Source organism: Rhizobium sophorae, from assembly GCF_013087515.1.
Lineage (GTDB): Bacteria > Pseudomonadota > Alphaproteobacteria > Rhizobiales > Rhizobiaceae > Rhizobium > Rhizobium sophorae.
In genome coordinates this window covers 349,151-368,130 of sequence record NZ_JABFCN010000003.1, presented here as the reverse complement: position 1 = coordinate 368,130, position 18,980 = coordinate 349,151, and the positions used below count along the sequence as shown (strand labels likewise).

The window sequence follows — 18,980 nt, the reverse complement described above, 5'->3', positions numbered from 1 at the left end:
GGATCAAGTCCGCTTCGCTGGGCTGGACTTGGTCCGCGAAGAATTCAGACCACCCAAGCCGTTCCAGCGGCGAAGAAAGTTGGGAGCTGATCAAATCTTGTTCCACTTTCAATAAGGCTGCCATAAAGGGTTTTTGAATGATCTTCCGCGGCGTTTCGCCTAGCTGCGTGGATGATCCCGTTTTGGCAACGAGGTTGCGTAAGCAGCAGCTTCGCCGGGGTAGGGGAAATCGTCCCCGAGCTGACGGTCGCCATCGTAGACTTTGAACATAGGCCCTTCAACTTCAACGATCTTATAGCCATTCACGTATTCGATCTTCGGTGTTTTCCAGCCCATCAAAGCTCTCCAGTCCGGTCCGAGGTTGTCTCTGAAGATGGTGCCAAGACCTCATACTCGGCAGTCTATGATCTATCAGGTGCTTCACGATTAGCCAACGCCGGTTCGATCCCGTTCAAGGCCCTCCGGAGCCGCCGGTGCGATGCGACCGAGATTGATTGGTCTTCCCAAGACGCCGCCTCTGTTTGAGGATTCATCCTCAAAAGGAAGTTGAACGGGATTCCGGATGCTGAGATAATCGCCCAAAGGTCTCGATATTCGGATTTATATCGGCGTGCCCAGCCCCGGCAAGTTTGCATCGGCACGGGAGGTCGCCGGCAGCGGAACGACTGACCGATCATCTATCTGACAGTCTTCAAGGATTACGGCGCCTCGCCCTCGCAAGGCAACTGGTCAGCGGTTCGAGTCCCTTCAAGGCGAAAGAAGCTGATTCGAATTGTGCTCGATGCCAACTGCGCTCCAAACTCAGTGACGGCTTTGCGCCTTTGCTCTTGCCGGCAAAGCGGACGTGTTACCTCCCGAGAGGACATGCTTCCCGACGCGCGATTGCACATGGTACAAGTAGAATTTTGCCATCGTGTTGCGGGCCTGTTGTGCAGCACGTCGTCCGTCTTCGCCAAATCGCCAGAAACTTGGTTGAATTCCAAGTATGGGTCAAAAGCTCGCCTGGCGCTTGAGTATGCCTTGTCGTGCGGTGTCATTTCGACCATCCTTTACGCTTGTTAGGTTTGTCGGTGGCGGGGGATACATGACTGAGCGGGTGCTGCCCTTGCGCGGAATCTCTGTTTTTGAAGCAGCGGCGCGGGCGGAGAGTTTTCACGCAGCTGCGGAGGAACTGAACCTGACGCCCTCCGCCGTCAGCCACCAGATCCGTCTGCTGGAGGCAGTTTTGGGCGTAAAACTCTTCGACAGGGTAGGGCGTGGTGTCACGCTGACACCAGAAGGCGCCGAATACGCCCGGTCGGTGCGCCACAGCATCCGCTGGCTGCGCGCCGCTACGAGCGACATGAGGGCACGCGGGCAGAACGGAAGCGTGTTGGATGTCGTCAGGATCGAAGCGCCGCCGTCCTTTGCTCATTCCTGGATCCTGCCGAGGCTAGCGGATCTGATGTCTCTCCAGCCGGGGATCGATATCCGGCTGAACGCACAGGGATCATCTATCCAAGGCGAGAGGTTGCCCTGGGAGCCGCTGGCCGATGCGCCGGCAGACATCCAGATAGTTTATGGCGGCGACATATGGAAAGATCGCGCCTCCTTCATGCTTAGAGAAACCTTCCAGCCATTCTGCGCCCCTGACCTGGTGGAGCCAAATGCGTTCGAATCCCCCCAAGCGCTTCTCAGCCAAACGCTGATCAGCACATTTCACAATCATATGTCCTGGGAGGAATGGCTGAATCTGCAAGGCGTTCAGCTCGACAGGAATCCGGTTAACAGGCTCCAGCTGGACCCATCCTATCTAGCTATACAGGCGGCTGCGGGTGGCTTAGGCATCGTGCTGGAAAGCAGCATTCTGGTGCAGCGCGAGTTAAGGTCTGGCGCGCTTGTCGCACCTTTTCCGCATCTCGAGCGTCCGGGCTTGGGGTACTGGATCTTCACGCCCTCCACGAAAAGGCTGAGCGCGACAGTCGGTAACGTCATCGATTGGCTGATGACTGGAGCAGGTTCCGACAAATAACAGAATAAGACGCAATGCTGTCCTAGCAGAGGTTCGAGGCGCTCGCGCGGTTTTGAGTGTGATCGAGAGATCAACTCTCACAAATGATGAATATTTCTCATTGATTGGCGCGAAATCTTTGCGCTTTTCAAGCCAGATACCCGCGCTAATCTGCCAAAATCATATCACTGGCAGTCTTTGCAGCTGCGCGGAAATACGAACAAGAGAGTTTATTTCGTCAATGAATGCTGATGAGCAAACCCTGATCAAAGCCGACAAATTCCTGCTCCGCTACATGGGATTGGGTGGCAATTTTACCCCTTTCATACCTGAGCGTGCCGAAGGCTCCTGGCTTTACGACGCCTCCGGTCGCCGTGTCCTCGACTTTACCTCCGGGCAGATGAGCTCCGTGCTTGGCCATGCCCACCCGGAACTTGTTGCGACCATCCACGAGGGCGCCGGCCGCCTCGACCACCTTCTCAGCATGATGGTGTCGAAGCCAGTTGTAGACCTCGCCGAGGCGCTGGCCGAGCTCGTACCCGAGCTTCCACGCTCGATGTTCCTTTCGACGGGCGGCGAATCGGTCGAGGCGGCTATCCGGCTGGCCAAGGTCGTGACTGGAAAATGGGAGGTTGTCGGTTTCGCCCAATCCTATCATGGATCGACCGGCGCGGCCGCGTCGGCCACCTATTCGATCGGAAGGCGTGGTCACGGGCCATTGATGCCAGGCGCCTTCGCCATCCCCGCGCCCAATGCGTTCCGTCCCCGCTTTCCCGGTGTGACCTGGCAACAGGAGCTCGACGACAGTTTCGAACTCCTCGATCGCCAGTCGACCGGAAATCTCGCAGCCTTCGTCGCCGAACCGATCCTGAGCACAGGCGGCGTCATCGACCTGCCTGTCGGCTACCTGGCTGCCTTGAAGGCTCACTGCGAACGTCGCGGCATGTTGTTGATCGTCGACGAGGCTCAGACCAGCCTCGGGCGCACCGGCGAAATGTTTGCCTTCGAGCGCGACAATGTGATGCCCGACATTCTCCTATTGTCCAAGACGCTGGGGGCAGGCATGGCGATGTCATCGGTCTCCACGTCGGATGCGATCGCGGAAATTGGCTACAGCCGCGGATTTATGTTCGCGACGACGCATGTCAACGATCCGCTGCCTGCCTGCGTCGCCCTAAAGGTGCTCGAGATCATCCGGCGCGATAGCCTCGTCGAGAAAGCGGCAGTATTGGGTACCCGCTTGAGGAGAGGTCTTCAGAACCTGATGCAGCATTACGAATGTATCGGAGATATACGCGGCCGTGGTTTGCTGCTGGGCATGGAATTTCTTCCCCGTGCGGGTCACACGGGCACGGCTATCTCCCAGAAGGTCACGCAGGTTGCGCTCGACCTCGGCCTCTCCGCCAACATAACCGGAGCCTATACATCCGGCGTGATACGCCTGGCACCGCCGATCACGTCAACGGAGGAGGAGATCGACTTCGGACTGAACGCGCTGGATACGGCAATCGGGAGGGTTGTCGAGACGCTCGGAAGCTGACGCGCGAGCTTGGATGATCGGGAGTATCTGGAATGAAAGAATGACGCCCGTTTGGGAGTGCGGGTGGAAGGCAGAACCGGCCGGTAGGGAGGAACCGGCGCGGACCAACCAGAGGGAAGCATAATGAACGTCACACGTCGCAGCATTCTCATCGTGTCGGCCGTAGCCGGCATCATCGCCATGCCCGTCATTGCTAACGCTGAAGGCGTGCTCAATGTCGGCTCCTATCCGAACAATCCCCCATTCGAGTTCAAGAACGCGAGCGGCGTATTCGAAGGATTCGAGATCGACATCGTCACCGAAGCGGCAAAACGCATCGGCATGACGGTCAGCATCGTAGGGTATGACTTTCAGCCGCTTTTCCCGGCCACAAATTCTGGCCGTATCGACGCCGCCATTTCGTCTATTACCATAACCAAGGAGCGCCTCGTTTCGCAGGCTTTCACCCAGCCCTATTACGATTCCGCCATGGGAATCGCGGCGAGGGATGATGGTGCTATCAACGGTCTCGCAGACCTCAAGGGCAAGATCGTTGGCTCGCATTCCGGATCGACCAGCCACAAATGGTTGGTGGACAACAAGGACAAATACGAATTCAGCGAGGTGAAGAGCTACAACAGTCCGCAGGATGCGCTGCTGGACCTCTCAGCCGGTCGCGTCGATGGTGTTACCAGTGACGTTCCGAACATGGAATACGCCTTTACCAAGATCAAAGGCATGCGCGTGGTGGAACGCATCAAGTCGGGCGAGCAGTACGGCATCATGATGGCCAAGAGCTCGCCCTATCTCAGCAAGATCAACGAGGCGCTAACCGCCATGAAGAAGGACGGCACAATGCAGACCATCCACAAGAAGTGGTTCGGTACGAATGCGCCAGAGCAGTCTTCTACAGTGTTGGAAGCGGACGTGCCGAAGGGCTGAAAACGGCAGGCATGAGCCCGATGCCGATCGGGCCGGTGGAGGTTCGCTCCATCGGCTCGATTCCGAGACTCTGACTTCTTCCGGACGCCTATGACCCTCATTGATACATTCTTCAACGTCGACGTCTTCGTCGGGGTATTCCCAGCACTGCTTCGCGGTGTCATTAACACTCTGCTGCTGGGGGTTCTGGCTATTTGCTTCGGCATTCCCGCGGGCGTCGTCATCAGTCTCCTGCGGCTCTACGCTCCGCGGCCGGTCCGCTGGCTCACCATTGCCTTTATCGACATTTTCCGAGCGGTGCCTTTGCTGGTCGTCCTGATCCTGATCTACTTCGCATTGCCATTTGTCGGTATACGCCTGTCGGCGTGGGTTTCGGCGACGCTCGCTTTCTCCCTTGTCATGTCGGCCTATTCGGCGGAGGTTTTTCGCAGCGGAATCGAGAGCATACCCAAGGGGCAGTTCGAGGCCGCGCATGCACTCGGCCTGTCCTTCATCACGACACTTCGAAAAATTGTTTTGCCGCAGGCGATCAAGCTCGTCATCCCGCCGATGACGAGCAACTGCGTCTCGATGTTCAAGGACACGTCGCTTGCTTCCGCGGTAGCCCTGCCAGAACTGTTGAAGGAGGCCAATGACGCCCAGGCATTCTTTGCCAGCCCCACGCCTCTGATTGGCGCGGCTCTAATCTACCTTGCGTTTCTCTGGCCGATGGTCCGGCTGGTCACTTATGTTGAGCAGCGTAGTAAATTGCAAAATAGCCGCTGATGCCGATACCCTTTGAATTTACGCTGGTCCTGGCTTGTGGCAGTCGCTAGGCAATCCTGGTGGGTCGATCCACGGCACATCTTCACGCACGATCTCCATATCGATACGCTGGACTTAACCGTGCACAATTTTTAGTTGAATCCTGCCCCTAATAACGGGTCAAAGGTTCGCATCCGTTCAAGACCGGCAATAAAATTAAACAGCACGACGCGAGACTTGTAACGACATCATCTTTACGGCGCTTGTAAAGATGATGTCGTTACGCTACATGGTTAGTGGAGACAGGAGATTTCTATGCCCACCACCTCGCGTACAAGTAAAAGCCCGGACGCCAGCGTGCCGCTGAATATACGTATCAAGCCTGCGACCCGCAACTTGATCGACCGCGCCGCTGAATTGCTCGGCAAGACGCGCACGGATTTCATGCTGGAGGCTTCAGAGCGCCGTGCCGAGGAGGTGCTGCTTGACCGTACCATATTCACGGTTAGCCCCGAAATCTATGCCGAATACCTTGCCCGACTAGATGCACCCACGCAGCCCAATGAGCGTCTGAAACGCACGATGTCCACCAAAGCGCCGTGGGATGAGGCGTGACTCTCAGCGCACCCATCCCACTGGGCGATCATCACGAGCTGTCAGAATTCAATTCCAGTGTCCCTGAATTGGACGACTGGCTGCGTCGCCGCGCCCGCGCCAATCAGGCAGGTGGCGCATCGCGCACCTTTGTCGTGTGTGAAGAAAATCGCGTCATCGCCTATTACGCACTCGCTTCCGGGGCAGTGAAACAACCGGAAGCGCCAGGCCGTTTTCGGCGCAACATGCCCGATCCAATTCCAGTTGCCGTGCTTGGTCGTCTCGCCATCGATCAGTCCTATCAGGGGCGCGGGATCGGCAGAGCATTGGTGCGCGACGCAGGCTTACGTTTGCTCAATGCCGCTGAGATCCTTGGCATCCGCGGCGTGCTTGTGCATGCGATTTCCGATAATGCGCGAGCCTTCTATGAGGCGGTCGGCTTTCTGCCTTCGCCATCTGATCCCATGATGCTGATGGTCGGGCTGAATGATCTCAACAGCGCTCTGAACTCCCAACCGTAGTTTGTCGACTTGAGCTCAGCGCATTTACAGCCGTTTCTAACTTGCTGAAACGAGTGTTGAAGCCATGCCGTGTCGTCGGTTCGGCTCCCATCAAGGCGACCAGAGGAAGAATCGCACTTAGATATCTACGCCAGAACCCGTTTTGGACCAAATGTCACAAAATGATTCAGCTGCGAAGCCGCTAGACGGATCGTCAGCGGAGTCTCCTGTCTTCCGGCAGGCGTGGCCCCCGCTCATGGTCTATCGATAGATAGACGTTGACATTGCGAACTACCGAACATAATGAGATCGACGATCTATCGATAGATAGGTTTGCGACGGTAGCGAATCCGGTTTCAAAGCGCGCAATGCGCGTTTGGATGCTGGATCCGACAGGTTGAGATAGGAGAAGACCAATGACCCAAGCCGATAGAGCCAAGGAGTTCGCCGCCCTCCACGTCAAAGGCGCCCCGCTGATTCTGTTCAATGCGTGGGACGCCGGCAGCGCAAAGGCGATTGCCGAAGCGGGGGCGAAGGCGATCGCCACGAGCAGCTGGTCTGTGGCGGCTGCGCAAGGATACGAGGACGGTGAGGATCTTCCGATCGCGATTGCCGAGCAGGTCGCCGGTAGGATCGCTTCGACGGTCGACGTACCGGTTACCGTGGATTTCGAAGGCGGATACAGCGACAACGATGACAAGCTCGCGTCTAACATCTCCAAGCTTCTCGAACTCGGCGTGATCGGCATCAACTTCGAGGACCGTGTGGTTAAGGGGAAGGGCCTCTATGATCTTGATCGGCAGGCAAAGCGTATCGCCGCGATCCGGCGTGTGGCTGACCAGAAGGGTGTCCCCTTCTTCATCAACGCTCGCACCGATGTATTTTTCGGGAACGCATCCGATCCCGAAGACGCCCTGCGGCGCGAAAAAGCATATGCGGCGGCCGGCGCGTCCGGTTTCTTCATCCCCGGTCTGACGGATGCAGGCTTGATCAAAAGGATCGCCAGCGAGGCGACGCTGCCCATCAATGTTATGGTCACGGGCGGGCTGCCTTCCAACGACGAGCTCGTGAAGCTCGGCGTCGCTCGCATTAGCTACGGGCCTATCCCGTTTATCGAAGCGATGGACGCGCTGAAGAAGAAGGCCACGGAGATCTTTTCGTAGCGCAGCCGCTGAGCGTAGGCCATCGGCGAGCAAGTTGAGCTCGCCGAGGCCGATCTACGCCGGTAGAGGAAAAGTCTAGACCGCCCACGCGAAGACGCTCAAAGTAATTTACCGCTCGTGCGTCTGCGAGACGAACATGTCCGAAAACCGCGAGACTTGAGAGAGGGCAGCCGCCATAGTCGCCTTCATGGACCTCGATCAGAATGCTTGTTAAGAGGCCATAAGTGCCCGCGATCGCCGCTTTGACGGCCGTTTTTTCACCGCTGTCAAGACGACAGGCATCTACTGCCGGCCGATCTGCCCGGCGACGACGCCCAAACGACAGAATGTGATGTTCTACCCAACCGCTGCAGCGGCAGGAGAAGCTGGCTACCGGCCGTGCCTGCGTTGCCGTCCGGAAGACGCCGGACATTGGCGCTTGGCGGGGATCATTCAATACGGTCAACCGGGCGCTGGCTCTCATCGAGGATGGCGCCCTCGACGAAAACGGTGACGTCGCCACGCTCGCAGAACGCGTCGAGGTCGGCGAGCGACACCTGCGCCGGCTCTTTCGCGAGCATCTTGGTGCATCGCCAATTGGCGTCGCGCAAACGAGGTGCGTTCATCTCGCGAAACAGCTGCTGCACGAAACCCACCTACCGATGAGCGAAGCCGCGCTTGCGTCAGGCTTCGGCAGCATCCGAGGTTTCAATGGAGACATTCCAGACGCTGTTCGGTCGCAGCCCAAGCTCGCTGCGCCGGATAGGGGGATCCGAGATCCCGGCCGCGGCGGGCTGCGTGACGGTGCGGCTTCGCTACCGTGCGCCGTATGACTGGCCGGCGATGCTGAGCTTCCTTGCTGCGCGCGCTATCCCTGGAATGGAGCTCGTCGAGGACGATGCCTACAGCCGCGTTATCGATCTAGGCGGGGCAAACGGCTCGGTCCAAGTCACGCAAGCACACGATGAGGATGCGCTGATCGCTCATATCAGGTTTCCGGTGCTTTCACGGCTGCCCGCCATCATCGCGCGGCTCCGACGTGTGTTCGACCTCACGGCGGATCCTGAGGCAATCAACGAGCACCTGGTGCGCGACGCCATGCTCGCGCCGATGGTTGCCGCCCGCCCAGGTCTGCATGCACCTGGTGGATGGGATGGGTTTGAGCTCGCAGTCCGGGCGAGTTCTCGGCCAGCAGATCACGGTGAGGGCAGCCATCGGCCTGGCGAGAAAGCTCGTCAAACGCTACGGCGAAGCGGCACCTCCGTCGACGACGGGCGTCGTGCGTCTGACACACGCATTTTCCGCGAGCGAGCGGATTGCGAATGACGACCTCACGCTTGGGATGCCGCCTTCCCGCGTGCGTGCATTACGCGGCCTCGCATCCGCGGTGACGAACGATCCGAACTTGCTCGGGATGGGCCGAAGCCTGGAGGAGGCGGTTGATCGATTGAAGGCTCTGCCTGGCGTTGGCTGTGGACTGCGCAGTACATCGCGCTGCGCGGGATGCGTGAGCCCGATGCCTTTCCTGCCGCCGACGTCGGACTTATGCGTGCACTCGCCGACGAGACGGGCCTGCGGCCGACTGAGGCTCAGTTGCTGGAGCGCGCCGAGGCGTGGCACCCTTGGCGGGCTTATGCGGCCCAACATCTCTGGGCTGCTTCTTCAACTGTGAGTGAGAAGGCGGCCTGACGCGACGGAGTGCGTCGAGACGTTGAGCCCGGCTTCGCCACGAGGCGGGCGAACTATCCGGCTTCGATTCCAAGGAGGCACTCCTTGGCAGCAAGACCACCGGCAAACCCCGTGAGCGAGCCGTCCTTTCCGATCACGCGGTGACATGGCGCCACGATCGAGATCGGGTTTTTCCCGTTTGCAGCTCCGACCGCTCGGAAAGCACGAGGCTTACCGATCGCATGCGCGATCTCACTATAGGTTCGGGTCTCTCCGAAGGGGATATTCAGAAGCTCATACCAGACCCGCTTTTGGAATGAGGTCCCAAGGAAGTCGAGAGGCAGATCGAACGCCTTGCGCGTGCCGGCGAAATATTCCCGTAGCTGGCGCTCGACTAGCAGCAAAACAGGATGGTCGACATCTTCGACGAGAGGTACGAGACGCACGCGCTTCGGATCGTCGTTCTCCCAGAGTATCGCGGCGAGCGCGACATCGGTCGCCACGAGCTTGAGCAATCCGACCGGAGTTGCAACCGTCTTGAACGCGAAAGCCATGTGCGTCCTCCAAAACGATGACTGTGCGATAGCCGAGATGCGAAAACTTTTCGCGTCTCGATGTGCAAAGGTCTCAGCGCTTGGTCTACTGGCGTCCGGCCATAATGCCGCCGTCGACGGACAGGACGACGCCGGTGATCCACTTCGCCTGGTCCGAGGCGAGAAACAGAAGGGCTTCTGCGGCGTCCTCGGGCTGGCCGTTGCGACCGAGAGGGTGCATTGCGTTGAAGGTCGGAAGCACCTGCGCGACTTGTTCCTCGCTGAGGAAGGTGTTGAAAACGGGCGTCTCGATAATGCCTGGAGCGATCGCATTTACCCGGATCTTGTCGGCCGCGAGCTCGATGGCAAGATTCTTCGTCAGCGCATGCACGCCGGCCTTTGCCGCTGAGTACGCAGCCGACGGTGTCGCGCCGATTGCCTGCAGGGCCCACATTGAGCCAGTTTGGACGATCGCCCCGCCCCGGCCCGCAGCCTTCATCGCTTTCGCTGCGGCCTGCGCAGCAAAGAAGCTCCCCTTGAGGATGGCGTCGGCGAAACGGTCATATTCGGCCTCATCGACTTCGAGGAACGGCTTCGGGGTGAAAATTCCCGCGTTGTTGAAAAGGACATCCAGTCGTCCGAAGTGATCAAGGGCGCCCTTCACCGCAGCCTCACCGGTCGCGGGCGACGCAACATCCCCGACCTGCGCGATCGCAAGCTTTCCTGTCGGATCGATGTCCTTGGCCGCGGCCTCGGTCTTTGCGGCATTTCGACCATTGACGACAACGCGACCGCCCTCCGCCACGAAGCGTCGCGCCACTTCCTTCCCCATCCCGGAATTACCACCGGTGACGATCGCTACCTTATCCTGAAATCGCATAGCCCTTTTCCTTGAATTGATACCTATCGATAGATAGACGCGTTCTTCGATAACTGGAGACGAGCATCAGGTCAATCCCTATCTATCGATAGACAGTCATCGGGGTGCATTGTATGAAGGGTTATCCGCAAAGCCTCCATCATACCCGCGAAGGCAACGTTCGAGCAGAGGGTCCGAAGATGTATTATGAAGTTGTCCCGCAATGCACGCAGTCGCTAAAGCTAGTCGAAGGCGGGCTCGACAAAGCTGAAGCGTTTGCAAAAACGAAGAACGTCGATGTCGGTTCGTTGTTGAACGGCAGCCTCGCGCCGGACATGAAACTATTGATCTATCAGGTCCAGAGCGCTTGCGATTATGTCAAGGCGGGAGCCGCTTGGCTGTCAGGACAAAGGCCGCCCAGACACGAGGACAATGAGAAGACAGCCGAGGAGCTGCGCGCTCGCATTCGCAAGACGATCGAGTTTGCGCAAAGTGTCGCTCAAGAGCAGTACCAAGGGAACGAAGGCCGACAGGTCGGTCTGTCGTGGGCGCCGGGAAAGGTTCTCCGCGGCAAGGACTACCTTCTCCAGATGACGATACCGAATGTCTACTTTCACATTGCGATGGTCTACGCGATCCTTCGTAACCACGCCGTCGACGTCGGCAAAATGGACTTTCTCGGAACCTCAATTTCGTCGACCATGAGGGTGCCAGCCCCTCGGCCGCAAACGACAAGGGTCGCCCGGCATTCCATGACGCCTCATTCCCGAGAATCCCAACTGAAGCCCAGCGGGATGGGACGGGCGCGCGTCAGCGCTCGATTTCTAGGCGAAATGTCACATACGCTCGGACAAGCGCGTCGAGGCTGAAACCTCGATTAAGCCCGCTTGGATTTGGCAATACCCATGCCGGGACGCCTCCAAAGTCAAAGGGCTGACGGCCCCAGGCCACGTCGCTCGCCTGCAGCATTTCCGCGAGCGCACGTTTACCGAGGAATGCGATTGACCGTGGCGCGAAGTCGCGGATCCGCTCTTCCAGGGCTGCCCGAGCATCTCGAAACTCACCAGCCGAAATCTCGCTCGCTCGCTGCGTCGGGCGGCGGACGGCGGTCGTGAGGCCGCATCCGTAAGCAAGCAGGCGAGGTTCATCCTTCGACTCCAGGCGCACGTCGGTGAAACCGGCGAGATAGAGCACGTTCCAGAACCGATTGCTCGGCGTGGAGAAGCTGTGGCCGGACGATTCGGTGCTAATGCCCGGATTGAGGCCGCAAAAGACAACCTTCAGCCCCTTCTTGAGGATGTCAGGGTCATAGCCGGCCATGTCGAACCGTCCTTGGTGTCGTCGGCATTGGCTCACGGAAGGCAGGTGGCGTACCGGCCGAACCGCCAGTTCAGCCTGGTGGTCGGGACTGTCTACGCTGCTGCGAGCGCGGGAGTTGTCAGGCTCGCGGTCGCATGATCGAAGACGCTGATGTCGCCGTATGCGCGAGCGAGGATCAGTCCACCTTCGAGCGCTGCCATGATGTGGAAAGCTCGTTCGGCTGCGTTCGGTCCACCGATCCGGCTCGAAAGATCGTCGATGCATCGGCGGAAATAAGTCTCGATCTCTTCGAGGACCTCGGCGGGCAAGCCGCCAGCTTCGGCGCCGAGCATGCCGTTCAGGCACATGCGGCCGTCGCGTTCGATTTCACTGCGGAAGATCGACCGATAGACCGCAATGACCTCGTCCGCGGTTTCTCTAGGACGTCGGCCGACGAGCTCGAAGAAGCGTTCGCCGTAGCGTCGAGCCACGGCTGCAGCCATCCCGGCCTTGGTCGGAAAGTGATGGTGGACGCTTGCGCTTTTGATACCAATTTCCGCGGCAAGCCCGCGAAAGCTGAACCCCCTGTAACCAGCGTCGCACATGCGAGCCTCGGCGAGGTCCAATAATCGGTCGACAGTTTCGGTCATGTTAGAGTCTCCTGTCTATCGATAGATAGACTGTCATGAGGAAAATTACTAGGGGCGTCGATTGCAACACTCGGCGTCACTGCCAATGACTCAGACGGCGCCGCTCTCGGAGGCCCTGCCACGCGCCTGCATATAATAACCCCAAAGCAACAGGGCGGCGATGCCGCGATAAGGCTTCCAGGTTTCGGCGCGAGCATAGAGCACCTTTTCGCTCGGTCGCGCTTCCCAACCAACGAGCAGCCGGTAGCCCTCCTGCAACGCGATGTCGCCTGCAGGGAAGAAGTCGAGTCGCCCCTCGGAGAACATGAGGTAGGTTTCGGCGGTCCATCGACCGACACCCTTGATAGCGACGAGGGCCGTGATCGCCTCCTCGTCTGACATTTCGTCGAGTCGCTCGAAGAGTTCTGCGGCCTCGGCGATGGCGCGCACGTAGCGAATTTTCTGACCCGACAGTCCGTAGCTTCGCAGTTGAACGTCATTTGCGGCAAGTATCGTTTCCTGGGTAAGTGTACCGAGGCCGTCGATCATTTTCCGCCGGATCGAATCGGCGGCGGCGACCGAAACCTGCTGGCCGATGATCTGGCGCACGAGGCCCTTGAAGCCCCGCTCGCGAACGACCCACGTGCTGGGCCGAACCTCGGCATGTGCTTTCGCCATTAGCGGATCGAGGCGAGCGAGGGCGAGGCGGCCCGCTTCAAGTTCAGCGTCGGTGGGGATCACGATGTTGCAGACCTTCAGGTGTTGGTTTCATTTGCTTCCATCCTCGTCGGTGAGGCATATGTGGGATCTCGATGCTCTCGGCGCTCATCAAGCCGTGAAACCGCCGCCGTCGAGGAAGGCTTGCTCCTCCGGCGTTGTGTCGCGCCCAACCATGGGATTTCGGTGCGGGAATCGCCCAAAGCGCGCGATGATATCGTGATGAATACGCGCGTATAAGATAGCTCCCGTACCCATTGAGGCCTCGCAAAGCCGAACCGCGCGGACCTGATCTTCGAGGTCCTCGGAATGTATGAGCGGAAGGTAGAAGAACACACGCAAGTCGTGCTCGATTCGCCTGTTTCGTCGCCGCGGTCGATCGCCAATCGAGCAAACCGCAGCGCCAGCCGATCGGTGGCGAACCTGTGCGCTGTGTTGCGATAGCTGTTGCGCGGAAATTGGTCGAGTAACACCATGAGCGCCAGCGCGCCCTCGGCGGTGTCGGCCCAATGGTCGAGTTGGCGAGCGGCGGCCGTGAAATGCAAGGCTTCGAAGCGGAGATGAAAATCGGCGTCAAAGAGCGGCTCTTTTGCCAACCACCTGTCGATGCCCAGCGCGACGCCAGAAAGTATTGACCGCAGCAATGCGCGGATCAAGGTCGCGCACGTGCCGTAGGGTTTCGGTTTCGAGGGAATGCAGGATTGTTTTGGTCATCGTGCTTCTGCTCCTACACATGTTTAGGACCAGCTGTTTCTCGCGGTCCGGATCAGCCGCCAGCTCGCCACGTTTGAAAGGACTGCGATGAACGCTGCAACGAAACGTGCCGCGCCATGTGGTAGAAGGGCGGCCGTGCCCGGCCGGACTGCGACCGGCAGGGCACGTGTCTTCAGGCCGCAGGGAGCGGATTGGCGAGCGATGTGTCGTAGAACGGATAGTCGGTGTAGCCACGTGCGTCGAAGGCGTAGAATGTGCTGCGATCGTACGGGTTGAGCGGCAGGCCACGCTCGATTCGTTTCGGGAGGTCCGGGTTGGCGACGAAGTGGCGACCGAAGGCGATCAGGTTGGCGTCGCCGGTCGCCACAGTGGCCTCGGCCGTCGCAGGATTGAAGCCGCCTGCGGCAATGACGGGACCGCGGAAGAGCTTGCCGAGCTGTTGCGAGGCGACTGGCGGCTGGCTCTCGGCGATCGTGTCAGCGCCCTTCACGCGCGGCTCGATGATGTGGAGGTAGGCGATGCCCAGAGCGTCCATCTGCTGCACGACATAGCCGAACAAGGCACGCGGATCGCTGTCGCCCATGCCGTTGAAGCTGTTGCTCGGCGCAAGCCGCACGCCGACGCGATCGGCGCCCCAGACTTCGGTAAGCGTGTTGACGACCTCAAGGAGAAGACGTGCCCTGTTCTCGATCGACCCGCCGTAGCGGTCGGTGCGCTTGTTCGCGTTGTCCTGGAGGAACTGGTCGATCAGGTGGCCGTTGGCAGCCATAAGCTCTACGCCGTCGAATCCCGCACGCTTGGCGTTCCGCGCGGCATCGCGATACTGTTCGACGATCGTTGCGATCTCGGCGGTTTCGAGTGCACGATGCGGTGACGCCGGCTTGAAACCGTCGGGAGCATCGACCATGACGCTCGTATCGGCCCAATAGGCCGGATCGACCGACGCCGTCACCGGTTGCGACCCCGTGATCTCGATGTGGGACGTACGGCCGGCGTGCCAGAGCTGCGTGAAGAAGATGCCACCCCTGGCGTGAACCGCGTCGGTGATGCGCTTCCATCCGGCGACCTGCTCGTCGGAGTAAAGGCCGGGCGCGTGGTAGTAGCCGCGCGCGGACGCTGCGATCGCAGTCGCCTCCGCGATGATAAGGCCGCCGTCCGAGGCGCGTTGCGAGTAGTATTCCAGCTGCAGTTCGCTGGGAATAGCAGTCCCCGGCTGCGCGCGCAGCCGGCTCAGCGGCGGCAGGACGATACGGTGTTTCAATGTGAAGGGACCGATGCGAACGGGCGTGAAGAGCGTTCTGGCGGTGGCGGAATGTTGCAGACTCATCTTATCTCCTTGCTCTATCTATCGATAGGTCGTTAGGCGAACCACAATATTCAACTGGAAATCTTCCTCGTCAAGATCTATCTATCGATAGAGAGATGCAGACCCGATAATTCGAGTCGAGGCCGCGCGCCCGATGGTAACCGAGTGCCAAGCACATAGTCGCTAGAAGGCGACCGAGGATGCAAATGTCCGAAAAACCCCGTTTGACCGCCGAGGCCGCGACTGAACTGCACAACCGCCTCGCAAAGCGCGTCGTTGCTGAAATCATCGCGGAGACCCGAGCGGCTGGCGGCTCCTATTCGGACTTGCTGGTCATCAGCGAGAGCGTGCTCGTTGGTCTTGTCGTGGAATGTTTCAGGCTCGGCCATGACAGCAAGGTCATCGACCTTGTTTTCACCGCAGCGAAAGCACGCCTCGCCAGCGTCCGGCTCAAGGACCTGCGGGCGGAGGGGAATGGTTGACCGTCCCTTCTCCGCGCTTTGGGCAGTTCAGCTTCCAGAATCCCCCACTACGCCAGAGCTTGGGAGCGCGGCATCGAGCTCGTTGCGAGACCGGCAACGCGCCGATCCCCGTCCCGTGAGGTCAAGCGGATTGAGAAGCCGAGGCTTCCTCCACCGGATCTGCCTTCTTCGCGCGGAATCGCTGGACCATGACGTAGAAGGCTGGCGTGAAAAGGAGCCCGAAGATCGTCACGCCCAGCATTCCGAAGAAGACGGCGGTTCCAAGCGATTGCCGCATCTCGGCACCGGCGCCAGTTGCGGTCGCAAGTGGCAGGACACCCAGGATGAAGGCAAACGACGTCATAAGGATCGGCCGAAGTCGTGTCTTCGCCGCGCCGACCGCCGCCTGTTCGGGGGACTCGCCCCGCGCCTCTTCCTGGCGTGCAAACTCGACGATCAGGATCGCGTTCTTTGCAGCGAGGCCAACGAGCACGACGAAGCCGATCTGCGCGAGGATGTCGATCGGCATGCCGCGTAGCTGCAAACCGGCGGCTGCGGTTAGTAGGCACATGGGCAGGATGAGCACGATCGATAGCGGTGTTTTCCAGCTTTCATACTGTGCGGCGAGCACGAGGAAGACGAACAACGCGGCGGCTGCAAAGACGAGGATCGTCGGCGTGCCCTGCTGCTTCTCCTGGTAGGACAACTCGGTCCACTCGAACCCGACACCGGTCGGAAGAACCTCCTTTGCGAGCTCTTCCATTCGCGTCATGGCGGTACCCGAGGAGATGCCCGCTCCCGCCGCGCCCATGATCTCGGCCGCAGGGTAGAGGTTGTGACGCGGAACGCGGTAAGGCGCGGTCTCGCTGCGGAAAGTCGCGACCGAACCGATCGGCACCATTTCGCCGGCGGTGTTGCGCACTTTCAGACGGGAGACGTCGTCCGGCGTTCCGCGGAACTGCCCCTCGGCCTGCGCGATCACCTGGAAGGTGCGGCCGAGGTAGTTGAAGTCATTGACATACTGCGAGCCGATATAGAGCTGCAGCGTCGAAAACACGTCCGCCGGCGTCAAACCGACTTTCTCTGCCTTCAATCGATCGATGTCAGTAAACAGCGATGGCGAACCAGCATTGTAGAGGGTGAATACGCCCCCGAAAGCCGGTTCCTTATTGGCGGCCGCCACGAGATCGTTGGCGGCTTTGGCAAGTGCCTGGGGCCCAAGGCCGCCGCGATCTTCGAGCATCAGCTTGAAACCGCCGGCTGAGCCGAGGCCCTGAACGGGCGGCGGCATGACCGCAATAACGTAAGCATCCTTCACAACGGCCACCTTCTCGCGAAGGATCTTCAGCATGGCTGCAGCGTTCACGCCCGGAATGCTCTTTCCATAGAGCGAAGGCAGCGCGACGAAGATCGTACCTGCATTGGGCGCGACGGTGTTGGTCGTCACGTCAAAGCCGGTCACCGGCGAGGTATGCTCCATGCCCTTGATATTTAGGGCAATATCGTTCACCTGCCGGACAACTTCGTCCGTGCGGGCAAGGCTTGAGCCAGGAGGAAGCTGAATGACCACGACCAGGTATCCAATGTCCTGTTCGGGGATGAAGCCCGTGGGCATGCGCGACATCTGGAAGCCCGTAAGACCGATCAGCGCGAGATAGACGAAACCGATGATGGCGGTGACGCGGACGAAACGCGCCGTCATCTTGCCATAGGCGGACGACAGCCACTCGAAGCCGCGGTTGAACCGGCCAAATATGGCGGGCATGATCCGGCGAAGACCACGCGGCTTGGCGTGCTCACCGGTTTGATGCGGCTTCAGCAGGACGGCGCACAGAGCGGGGCTCAGCGTCAGGGAGACGAAGCAGGAGATCACGGTCGAGGCTGAGATCGTGATTGCGAACTGCTTGAAGAACAGGCCACCGATCCCCGAAATGAACGCAGCCGGAACGAAGACCGCGCAGAGTGTCAATGCGATAGCGATCAACGCCGTTGAGACATCGGTCATGGTCTGGTGCGCTGCTTCGCGCGGCGACATGCCCGCTTGCATATTGCGCTCGACATTTTCGACAACGACGATTGCGTCGTCGACGACGATACCGACCGCGAGGACGAGGCCGAACAACGACAAATTGTTGATGGAAACACCGAAGATGGCGAGGATCGTGAACGTGCCGACGAGCGAAATCGGGATGGCCAACACCGGGATGATCGTCGCCCGCCAATTTTGCAGGAAGACAAACACCACGATCACGACGAGGACAATGGCTTCAAAGATCGTGTGCACGACTTCGTCGATCGACTGGCTGACGAAAGTCGTCGGGTCATAGATGTTGATGTAGTCAAGGCCGGGCGGGAAGCTCTTCTTCAACTCCGCCATCTTGCCCCAGACCGCCTTCTCAACTTGGACGACGTTTGCGCCAGGCTGGGCAATCACCCAGAACGGCGACGAGTCGTAGCGGTCCGCATAGGCTTTCGAACCGTAATCGGCTGCGCCCAACTCGACGCGAGCGATATCGCGGATGCGTGTCACTCGGCCTTGTGCGTCCGACTTGACGATGACGTCGCCGAACTGTTCGGGCGTCGTCAGACGACCGAGCGCCTCGACGCTGATCTGATAGGCTCCCGGGTTCGACACTGGTGGTGCGTTCAGGGTTCCGGCCGAAACCTGAGCGTTCTGGGCACGAAGCGCGCTCAGGATCTCGTTCGCGCTGATGTTGGAAGCGCCGGCCTTGTCGGGATCAACCCAGATCCGCATGGCGTACTGGCGCTCCCCTAGGTTCCAGAGATCAGCGACGCCTGGCAGACGCGAGATTTCATCTTTGACGTGGAGGATGAAGTAGTTCGAGATGTATTCGGCGCTACGGGATCCGTCTGGCGAGTAAGGATGCACGCCGAGCAAGAGTGCCGGGATGGTCTTCTTGACCTGCACGCCCTGAAGCTGGACTTCCTGTGGGAGGCGCGAGAGCGTGTCTTGAACCCGGTTTCGGGTCAACATCAGCGCCGTGTTGGGATCAGTCCCAACCTTGAAGATCACGGTGATGGTCAAAAGGCCATTTCCGGTCGACTGACTGGTGATGTAGTCCATGCTCTCGACGCCATTCACAGCCTGCTCAAGCGGCGTGGCGACCGTGCGGGCCACGATCTCACCTGACGCACCGGGGTAGGCGGTTGTAATCTGAACAGTCGGTGGAACGATGTTGGGGTATTGGGCAACCGGCAGCGACGTCAGCATCGCCAGACCGATCAACACGAAGAAGATGTTGATCACCGTCGCGAAGCGTGGATGATCGATGAAAAAATGTGCGAGCTTCATGGTTCGACTCAGCCTAGGTTTTGAATAGACGCGGCTTGAGCGAGTTCAAC

At 59.5% G+C, this 18,980-nt stretch carries 21 protein-coding genes and 2 pseudogenes; 12 read left to right on the top strand and 11 right to left on the bottom strand.

The window, feature by feature from the left end; translation table 11 throughout:
• Both G9X64_RS36345 and G9X64_RS03670 read right to left on the bottom strand, forming a co-directional pair.
• Window positions 1-124, bottom strand: a pseudogene (locus G9X64_RS36345) (ribosome small subunit-dependent GTPase A); the annotation flags it as partial.
• Window positions 125-159: 35 nt separating this feature from the next.
• Window positions 160-336: a hypothetical protein gene (locus G9X64_RS03670; protein ID WP_171375949.1), complete on the bottom strand. Its 177-nt coding sequence runs from the start codon at window positions 334-336 to the stop codon at window positions 160-162.
• A gap of 748 nt (window positions 337-1,084) precedes the next feature.
• Between G9X64_RS03670 and G9X64_RS03665 the strand changes: the two genes are divergently transcribed.
• From G9X64_RS03665 to G9X64_RS37085, 8 genes are all read left to right on the top strand, one after another.
• Complete coding sequence (locus G9X64_RS03665) at window positions 1,085-2,011, top strand: LysR substrate-binding domain-containing protein (RefSeq protein WP_168313575.1); 927 nt, start codon at window positions 1,085-1,087, stop codon at window positions 2,009-2,011.
• A gap of 220 nt (window positions 2,012-2,231) precedes the next feature.
• Entirely contained in the window at window positions 2,232-3,530 is a 1,299-nt protein-coding gene (locus G9X64_RS03660) for an aspartate aminotransferase family protein (protein WP_171375965.1), read from the top strand.
• Window positions 3,531-3,653: 123 nt separating this feature from the next.
• On the top strand, window positions 3,654-4,451 hold the full coding sequence (locus G9X64_RS03655; RefSeq protein ID WP_171375948.1) for an ABC transporter substrate-binding protein: 798 nt from the start codon (window positions 3,654-3,656) through the stop codon (window positions 4,449-4,451).
• A gap of 90 nt (window positions 4,452-4,541) precedes the next feature.
• Window positions 4,542-5,216, top strand: coding sequence for an amino acid ABC transporter permease (locus G9X64_RS03650; protein WP_171375947.1), 675 nt, complete (start codon window positions 4,542-4,544; stop codon window positions 5,214-5,216).
• A 294-nt stretch (window positions 5,217-5,510) separates the two neighbouring features.
• The gene (locus tag G9X64_RS03645; RefSeq protein WP_171375946.1) at window positions 5,511-5,810 is read left to right on the top strand and encodes a type II toxin-antitoxin system TacA family antitoxin; all 300 of its coding nucleotides are present in this window, start codon (window positions 5,511-5,513) and stop codon (window positions 5,808-5,810) included.
• Window positions 5,807-6,310, top strand: a complete 504-nt coding sequence (locus tag G9X64_RS03640; protein WP_171375945.1) for a GNAT family N-acetyltransferase — start codon at window positions 5,807-5,809, stop codon at window positions 6,308-6,310. The genes G9X64_RS03645 and G9X64_RS03640 overlap by 4 nt, the downstream gene beginning before the upstream one ends.
• Before the next feature lie 395 nt (window positions 6,311-6,705).
• Window positions 6,706-7,452 carry an isocitrate lyase/PEP mutase family protein gene (locus tag G9X64_RS03635; protein WP_171375944.1) on the top strand — a complete coding sequence of 249 codons (747 nt, stop codon included), beginning with the start codon at window positions 6,706-6,708 and terminating at the stop codon, window positions 7,450-7,452.
• A 220-nt stretch (window positions 7,453-7,672) separates the two neighbouring features.
• The gene (locus G9X64_RS37085; protein ID WP_312864020.1) at window positions 7,673-7,945 is read left to right on the top strand and encodes an Ada metal-binding domain-containing protein; all 273 of its coding nucleotides are present in this window, start codon (window positions 7,673-7,675) and stop codon (window positions 7,943-7,945) included.
• Here G9X64_RS37085 and G9X64_RS37080 read toward each other — a convergent pair.
• Window positions 7,881-8,078 (bottom strand): hypothetical protein, encoded by a 198-nt coding sequence (locus G9X64_RS37080; RefSeq protein WP_312864016.1) that lies wholly within the window; start codon window positions 8,076-8,078, stop codon window positions 7,881-7,883. The genes G9X64_RS37085 and G9X64_RS37080 overlap by 65 nt on opposite strands.
• Between G9X64_RS37080 and G9X64_RS37075 the strand changes: the two genes are divergently transcribed.
• Window positions 7,989-8,264, top strand: a complete 276-nt coding sequence (locus G9X64_RS37075; protein WP_312864019.1) for a helix-turn-helix domain-containing protein — start codon at window positions 7,989-7,991, stop codon at window positions 8,262-8,264. The two genes, G9X64_RS37080 and G9X64_RS37075, sit on opposite strands and share 90 nt — an antisense overlap.
• Complete coding sequence (locus G9X64_RS37070) at window positions 8,230-8,757, top strand: AlkA N-terminal domain-containing protein (RefSeq protein ID WP_312864018.1); 528 nt, start codon at window positions 8,230-8,232, stop codon at window positions 8,755-8,757. The genes G9X64_RS37075 and G9X64_RS37070 overlap by 35 nt, the downstream gene beginning before the upstream one ends.
• A 416-nt stretch (window positions 8,758-9,173) precedes the next feature.
• On the opposite strand, the gene G9X64_RS03615 is transcribed toward G9X64_RS37070, so the two are convergent.
• Both G9X64_RS03615 and G9X64_RS03610 read right to left on the bottom strand, forming a co-directional pair.
• A complete protein-coding gene (locus tag G9X64_RS03615) occupies window positions 9,174-9,653 on the bottom strand; it encodes a methylated-DNA--[protein]-cysteine S-methyltransferase (RefSeq protein ID WP_171375943.1) in 480 nt (159 codons plus the stop codon).
• A gap of 85 nt (window positions 9,654-9,738) precedes the next feature.
• Window positions 9,739-10,512 carry an SDR family NAD(P)-dependent oxidoreductase gene (locus G9X64_RS03610; RefSeq protein ID WP_171375942.1) on the bottom strand — a complete coding sequence of 258 codons (774 nt, stop codon included), beginning with the start codon at window positions 10,510-10,512 and terminating at the stop codon, window positions 9,739-9,741.
• A gap of 113 nt (window positions 10,513-10,625) precedes the next feature.
• Here G9X64_RS03610 and G9X64_RS03605 point away from each other — a divergent pair, with 113 nt between their 5' ends.
• Entirely contained in the window at window positions 10,626-11,360 is a 735-nt protein-coding gene (locus tag G9X64_RS03605; protein WP_210259606.1) for a DUF1993 domain-containing protein, read from the top strand.
• On the opposite strand, the gene mug is transcribed toward G9X64_RS03605, so the two are convergent.
• From mug to G9X64_RS03580, 5 genes and pseudogenes are all read right to left on the bottom strand, one after another.
• Window positions 11,302-11,811: a G/U mismatch-specific DNA glycosylase gene (mug, locus tag G9X64_RS03600; RefSeq protein WP_171375941.1), complete on the bottom strand. Its 510-nt coding sequence runs from the start codon at window positions 11,809-11,811 to the stop codon at window positions 11,302-11,304. The genes G9X64_RS03605 and mug overlap by 59 nt on opposite strands.
• Before the next feature lie 92 nt (window positions 11,812-11,903).
• Window positions 11,904-12,440 (bottom strand): TetR/AcrR family transcriptional regulator, encoded by a 537-nt coding sequence (locus G9X64_RS03595; protein WP_171375940.1) that lies wholly within the window; start codon window positions 12,438-12,440, stop codon window positions 11,904-11,906.
• Window positions 12,441-12,530: 90 nt separating this feature from the next.
• Entirely contained in the window at window positions 12,531-13,160 is a 630-nt protein-coding gene (locus tag G9X64_RS03590; RefSeq protein ID WP_312864015.1) for a DNA-3-methyladenine glycosylase family protein, read from the bottom strand.
• Window positions 13,161-13,247: 87 nt separating this feature from the next.
• A pseudogene (locus G9X64_RS03585) lies at window positions 13,248-13,850 on the bottom strand (DUF924 family protein).
• A 172-nt stretch (window positions 13,851-14,022) separates the two neighbouring features.
• Complete coding sequence (locus tag G9X64_RS03580) at window positions 14,023-15,177, bottom strand: alkene reductase (RefSeq protein ID WP_171375939.1); 1,155 nt, start codon at window positions 15,175-15,177, stop codon at window positions 14,023-14,025.
• 185 nt (window positions 15,178-15,362) lie between these two features.
• On the opposite strand from G9X64_RS03580, the gene G9X64_RS03575 reads away from it, so the two are divergent.
• Window positions 15,363-15,638 (top strand): hypothetical protein, encoded by a 276-nt coding sequence (locus tag G9X64_RS03575; RefSeq protein WP_171375938.1) that lies wholly within the window; start codon window positions 15,363-15,365, stop codon window positions 15,636-15,638.
• Window positions 15,639-15,759: 121 nt separating this feature from the next.
• Here the strand turns inward: G9X64_RS03575 and G9X64_RS03570 are convergent, their stop codons facing one another.
• On the bottom strand, window positions 15,760-18,930 hold the full coding sequence (locus G9X64_RS03570; protein ID WP_171375937.1) for an efflux RND transporter permease subunit: 3,171 nt from the start codon (window positions 18,928-18,930) through the stop codon (window positions 15,760-15,762).
• Between the last annotated feature and the right edge of the window lie 50 nt (window positions 18,931-18,980).